General features: G+C 28.9%; 11 protein-coding genes and 1 tRNA gene. 8 read left to right on the top strand and 4 right to left on the bottom strand.

Annotation, left to right across the window (positions count from 1 at the left end):
* The 3 genes from HOH73_01225 to HOH73_01215 form a co-directional block, all read left to right on the top strand.
* The coding region (locus tag HOH73_01225; protein ID MBT5827488.1) for a M15 family peptidase at window positions 1-147 on the top strand (147 nt) is incomplete at its 5' end.
* Between the two features lie 5 nt (window positions 148-152).
* A complete protein-coding gene (locus HOH73_01220) occupies window positions 153-380 on the top strand; it encodes a hypothetical protein (GenBank protein ID MBT5827487.1) in 228 nt (75 codons plus the stop codon).
* Window positions 377-709 carry a hypothetical protein gene (locus HOH73_01215; protein ID MBT5827486.1) on the top strand — a complete coding sequence of 111 codons (333 nt, stop codon included), beginning with the start codon at window positions 377-379 and terminating at the stop codon, window positions 707-709. Before HOH73_01220 ends, HOH73_01215 begins: the two co-directional genes overlap by 4 nt.
* On the opposite strand, the gene HOH73_01210 is transcribed toward HOH73_01215, so the two are convergent.
* Window positions 706-987: a hypothetical protein gene (locus HOH73_01210; protein ID MBT5827485.1), complete on the bottom strand. Its 282-nt coding sequence runs from the start codon at window positions 985-987 to the stop codon at window positions 706-708. The genes HOH73_01215 and HOH73_01210 overlap by 4 nt on opposite strands.
* Window positions 988-1,111: 124 nt before the next feature.
* On the opposite strand from HOH73_01210, the gene HOH73_01205 reads away from it, so the two are divergent.
* Window positions 1,112-1,291 (top strand): hypothetical protein, encoded by a 180-nt coding sequence (locus tag HOH73_01205; GenBank protein MBT5827484.1) that lies wholly within the window; start codon window positions 1,112-1,114, stop codon window positions 1,289-1,291.
* On the opposite strand, the gene HOH73_01200 is transcribed toward HOH73_01205, so the two are convergent.
* Complete coding sequence (locus HOH73_01200; GenBank protein ID MBT5827483.1) at window positions 1,277-1,846, bottom strand: hypothetical protein; 570 nt, start codon at window positions 1,844-1,846, stop codon at window positions 1,277-1,279. The genes HOH73_01205 and HOH73_01200 overlap by 15 nt on opposite strands.
* Before the next feature lie 428 nt (window positions 1,847-2,274).
* Here HOH73_01200 and HOH73_01195 point away from each other — a divergent pair, with 428 nt between their 5' ends.
* Window positions 2,275-2,682: a hypothetical protein gene (locus tag HOH73_01195; GenBank protein MBT5827482.1), complete on the top strand. Its 408-nt coding sequence runs from the start codon at window positions 2,275-2,277 to the stop codon at window positions 2,680-2,682.
* Between the two features lie 126 nt (window positions 2,683-2,808).
* Window positions 2,809-2,964: a hypothetical protein gene (locus HOH73_01190; GenBank protein MBT5827481.1), complete on the top strand. Its 156-nt coding sequence runs from the start codon at window positions 2,809-2,811 to the stop codon at window positions 2,962-2,964.
* 718 nt (window positions 2,965-3,682) lie between these two features.
* On the opposite strand, the gene HOH73_01185 is transcribed toward HOH73_01190, so the two are convergent.
* Window positions 3,683-4,000, bottom strand: a complete 318-nt coding sequence (locus HOH73_01185; protein ID MBT5827480.1) for a hypothetical protein — start codon at window positions 3,998-4,000, stop codon at window positions 3,683-3,685.
* Window positions 4,001-4,138: 138 nt separating this feature from the next.
* Here HOH73_01185 and HOH73_01180 point away from each other — a divergent pair.
* A tRNA-Ala gene (locus HOH73_01180) sits at window positions 4,139-4,214 on the top strand.
* A 148-nt stretch (window positions 4,215-4,362) separates the two neighbouring features.
* On the opposite strand, the gene HOH73_01175 is transcribed toward HOH73_01180, so the two are convergent.
* Window positions 4,363-4,890, bottom strand: coding sequence for a rhodanese-like domain-containing protein (locus HOH73_01175; protein ID MBT5827479.1), 528 nt, complete (start codon window positions 4,888-4,890; stop codon window positions 4,363-4,365).
* Window positions 4,891-4,985: 95 nt separating this feature from the next.
* On the opposite strand from HOH73_01175, the gene HOH73_01170 reads away from it, so the two are divergent.
* On the top strand, window positions 4,986-5,360 hold a 375-nt coding region (locus HOH73_01170), incomplete at its 3' end, for a DMT family transporter (protein ID MBT5827478.1).

The raw sequence follows: 5,360 nt of genomic DNA, 5'->3' as shown, positions 1-5,360 counted from the left end.
ATCGGATTTTATCACTTTGTTGGCTATGTAAAAGCTACAGCAGATCAGCTCAATATTAAAATTAGATGCGGAGCTGATTGGGATAATGACAATGATTTACACGATCAGACATTTTTTGATTTACCACATTTTGAATTAATAAATTAGCAAGTATGACCAACAAGTTTTTACAAGATTCCAGAGGCAATAAATCTTCCAAAAGGTTATGGGGCTCTATCCTTCTTGGGTCAGGAATTATATTTTCCATCATTTTATTTGCTTATTCTCTTTATCAAGGGGCAGCAGATGCCCCAACAGCTCTTGGCATTATTAACATGTTTTTAATTGCTGGCGGAAGCTTGCTTGGAATTGGTGTATTTGAAAAAGGGATAAAAAAATGATCGAAACAATAATCATCAAATCAGTGATATTTTTAGTAGGAATTTGCACCGTTTTTGGCTTTGGATTTTTCAAGGGCAAAAAATCAGCAGAAATAAAACAACTCAAAAATAATTTAGAAGATCAACTAAATCTAAGAAAAGGCAGACTAATCGTAGGAACGATAATATTTCTACTGTTAAACGCAGGATGCAAAAGTACATCCGTAAATAATCTCTGCCTTTGGGCAAATCCTATTACAATTACCAAGTCTGAGCTTGATTTTTTAAGTAAAGAAACACTTCGTCAGATTGATAATTTTAATCAGGAATTTGAGGAGAGATGTGGCTAGTTCATTAAAAGTTCAGATTTTTTAACCTCCACTTTACAGCTATGACAATCCCTATCTTTAAAAGATAAATTTTGACCATCAAATCTAACATCCCATCTGGCATTTTGATCATCTTTATAAAAAAGAGAATCTCCAGCTTTGAGACTATCAATTTGATTCCAGTTTTCAGGGTAAATCATAACAGAAAAATCTATTCCTACTGAGATTTTTCTGAATTCCCCCCAGTGATATTTTTCCTTAGTAATGCATGTTCTATTTGCTTGATTGTTGTTAGTCATTTTTTATATAATTTAATTATTAAAATAAGCGTTTAAGCTAGGTATATATTAGCTCGGAGGTGTTTGAACATCAAGTTAATAAGAAGAAAAATATCGATATTTTTAACTATTTTTTAAGAATTTTATGAGCAATATTCCTAGCAAAGAATTAAAAATATGCATAGAAAATATGCTATTGAGAAATGACAAAAATTGGGGAGAATCGCTATATCAGGAATTAAAAAAAGAGGAAAATAATCTCAATTTTGAATGGCTTAAAGATCTAATTTTATTTGTAGATGCAATAAATTCAGAAAGAAGATGAGTTTTCGGAATTTTTCTCATAAGATTGTTTAATCAAATTCATTACGTCATCAAGTTGGTCTTTACAATTTAGATGAACTTCCACACTTCCGTTTCCCCATCTTCCTTTATTTTTTACATCGATACAGAGGTTGTTTGGATCGTATATTTCATCAATATCCATATTTAAAGCTAATCTTAACTTGCTTTTTTGAGGGACAACATCAACAAAATTAGTGTCGGCTTTGTAGGCTATATATAGCTTTAAGACCTCCTCCCTTACTGCAGAATCAATATTAACAACCTTTTTTCTAAGCAACTCAAATAACTCTTTTATAGGGCCTTCAGTTAAGAAATGGCCACCTTCCATATTTTGGGTAGTGTAAATTTTATCTTCTGATTTTTTTTCTTTATATTGATCCAATGTCTCATCTGAAATTTTTGGAAATTTCCAGATATCCACCATTTCATTTGCCAAAATATCAGCACGTTTTTTTATTGAATCTTCATTCCATATAGAAAATTTAGCTAGACTTCTGTTTAGCCTTATTGGGCTTTGATCAAAGCCTCCTTCAATTGATTTTTTTCTGTTAAATGACTTATCGCTTAATTCTGAATTATATCCTCAAAAAACATTGATATTTCTAATTCTGCTAATTTTGAAAGAAGTGATAAGCGTGTTATTGGAAAAGATATCAGTCATATTATCTTTTTCTTCCCAACTAAAGCCACAAATATGAAACAAGCGATGGATAATGCTATAGAAAGCGAAGCTGGTATGGTAGCATTGGTAGATGGTGTGGTTTATCTTAAATCTTGGTATCAAATAGAAGGCACCCCACTAATTGACTCCTCATTATTAAAAAACAGTAAATTGTAAGCTTAATCATTAAATTAATTAGACAGCTTAATCTAAACAAAAATAAATATAAAAATTTTATATTGTTTAGCAAATAATATTATTTTTGTAATTCTATGGAAAAAATAATAACTTGAAATTGCCAAATGGCATTTCGTAATAAAGCTGATAAGACACTAAAATATAATCCTGATATTTTGGTTGTTCCCAAATCAGAATCAAAAGAAAAAATAGATTTTGAACAACATCTAAAATTATATTATCAATCTATATGGATTGGAAAAAATATTAATAAAGGGCTTTCAGTATGTTCTTATAATAAAGAACTAAAAATAAGTATTAATAAAACATATAATGAGGAGTATTCATATGTTTTACCAATTAATGTCGAATTTAATGAGGGTAAATTTCTAATACTAGCAGTCCGGACTCAAGATACAAAAAACCCTTACAGCAGCTATATTGTTCAACTATATAGAGCAATAAATTATTACAAAGACCTATTTGATAAAAAAACTCTTATACTGGGAGACTGGTACAGTAATGTTATTTGAGATCATTATAAAAAAGAGGCTAATCATACAGATGTAGTAAATATTTTAGATAACGCTGGAATAGAAAGTATCTATCATAAAACTAGAAATATAGAGCAATGAAAAGAGGGCGATAATACTCTTTATATGTTTCGCAAAAAAAATAAGCCATATCATATAGATTATATTTTTGCAGGAAAATATTGGCTAGACAGAGTCAATAATATTAGCGTAGGAAGTTATGAAGGCTGGATAGATTATAGTGACCATATGCCATTAATTGTAAACTTCAAAAGTTCGTAAATGTTGCTTCTAAACTAAACAAACGCAAAAGCTCCAAATTTAAAGGAAGCCCAAATAGGCTTAAAAACTTTACAAATAGTGATTTTATAAATTACTACTAACCTCTTATCGCAAAGCCTTTCCTGCTCTGGCCTGTTAATTTCTAATTGTTTTTATCTTATGTCCAAATGGGAACATGATTTTTAAGAAATATCTAAAGTTTCTAATTTGAAAAACAGAGATTTTTGCGAGTTTTACAGTAAGTTGCAAAAAAGTCAAAAAGCTAAACTCAAAGCCTCTTATATTACTAATAGTAAAAAGGCAGGATCCAATTGAAGAATAGAAAATTATAGAACAGTATTTGTATTAAATACATTCCTTATAGACTTATTCCAAATTTTATTTCTAAATCATCACTGATTTGAGGAAAAATTAATTATAATATTCTTCTTTCAAATTTTGACTGTTTTTTCTGATAAAAAATTGAGAGTTATTTCAACAATTAAATTGTTCTTTTGGTCTTGTGTATTTTCCTATATCTGACATTTTACTAATCCTACCTTCACAGACTTTTCTCCTCCCTTGGTACGCTTAAAAGTTTAAAATTTATGAGCAAACCAAAAACTTATTTAAACCTCATATTCTCTACATCCGTAAATTAGGAAAATAGTTCCTGAAATATTCTTTTATAATCCTGCCCATCAAAAATATAAAAGCTAACTAAAAGAAGTAAACTTAACTATTCCCTACCATAAACAATTGTGCAGTAAATTGGTTTTTTAAAGATTTCTTTTATTTCTTCATGCTCAACAAACACAACTGTTTTTATGTCAGCATTTTTTGCAGCATCAATAATTGAACGCGAACCATCAAATAAGCCCGAACCATCTATTTTTATGTTTTTATATTTAGCGCAAGATCTACCAACCTTAAAATCTTCACTAAAATCAATCTTACTTAAATCAAAATTATTATGATGTGAAATAGGTGAGTAATTATAATTGTAACATGATGTTAAGGCGAAAGATAATAATGTAAGTAAAGAAATTTTTTTCATCAAAGATTTTATATGTTATTCATCTACCATATAATTAAACTTAAAAAAGTAAAGCCAAGCCTTAAAAATATTTTAGTTTATAGATTGATTTCTTGCTAAATAATTAACAATAATTTAAATTTAATAATAATAAATTTAGGGGTTATAGCTCAGCTGGTAGAGCGCTTGCATGGCATGCAAGAGGTCACGGGTTCGACTCCCGTTAACTCCACCAAACACCTAATCTCAACATTTTAATATCTTGCAATAACCACAGTAACAATTGTAAAAACACTTGCAGAAATTCGTAAAACACAAATAAAATCAAGATTTCAGTCTAAAGCAAAGACTTTAAGCAAAAACAATAAAGCTTCCAAATATTATTATTTATTCCAGGGCATTTTAGCTATCAATCTTGCTAGGCCACACCAACCAGTTATTGCAGCGTTAATCAAGCCAAAACCAGCTATCAAGGGTAATATTAACCAAATACTATTTAAAAAGTAATTTAAAATTAAACCAAAAACTATCATTAAACCAATGGCTAGTTGTACTTGCCTATCTAATGGTAGGATTTTTCTTGCCGATGTTAAGATTGATAATTTTTCATTTTTCCAACTAGAGATTCCGCCTTGCAAATTATAAAGATCAAATTCAATATCATCATTTCGTAATTTATTACAGGCCATCAAAGATCTTTTACCTGATAAGCAGTGAAAAACTAATTTTTTATCTGTATCTGCTAATAGCTCAATTTTATCTATTGTAACTTCTGCTAAAGGCAAATTATGGGCACCCTGAATAGATTCTGACTGATATTCAGCCGGCTCCCTCACATCTATTAACAAAGCTTGCTTAGCTTTAAGTAATTTATACAACTTATATGCATCTATATTATGTATTTTTGCCATAAATCTTTTTTTAAAATTAAGTTTTAATTAGTAAAATAAATAGTTATCATTAACAAAGCAATACACAAAATTTTTGATCATAATAATTAGTAAAAATGCAAAATAACAAAAGTCAAATAACTGGAATATTATGGATGATATTACATTGCTTCCTTATATCTTCAATTGTAACAATAGCTAAATTTTTGGGCCATAAAAATTACAGTGAAGGACAAGTAATCTTCTTTCATAGTTTTATCGCCCTTATTATTTTACTACCTTTTGCTCTTCATTTTGAAGGAAAAAAATTATTTAAAACTAATTTATTTTCCCTACATTTATTAAGAGGAATTATAGGAACTGCCTCACTATTTATATATTTCTTTGCCTTAAAATTTATTCCTTTAACCGATGGTAGAGCTATAGCTTTACTATCTCCTGTAATCACCTTTATTTTTGCTGTAATATTTATCAAAGAAAATTTAAATATT

It is taken from the genome of Alphaproteobacteria bacterium, assembly GCA_018667735.1.
GTDB lineage: Bacteria > Pseudomonadota > Alphaproteobacteria > Rickettsiales > JABIRX01 > JABIRX01.
Note: the sequence above shows the minus strand (reverse complement) of the source record. Positions and strands in the feature narration are given on the sequence as shown.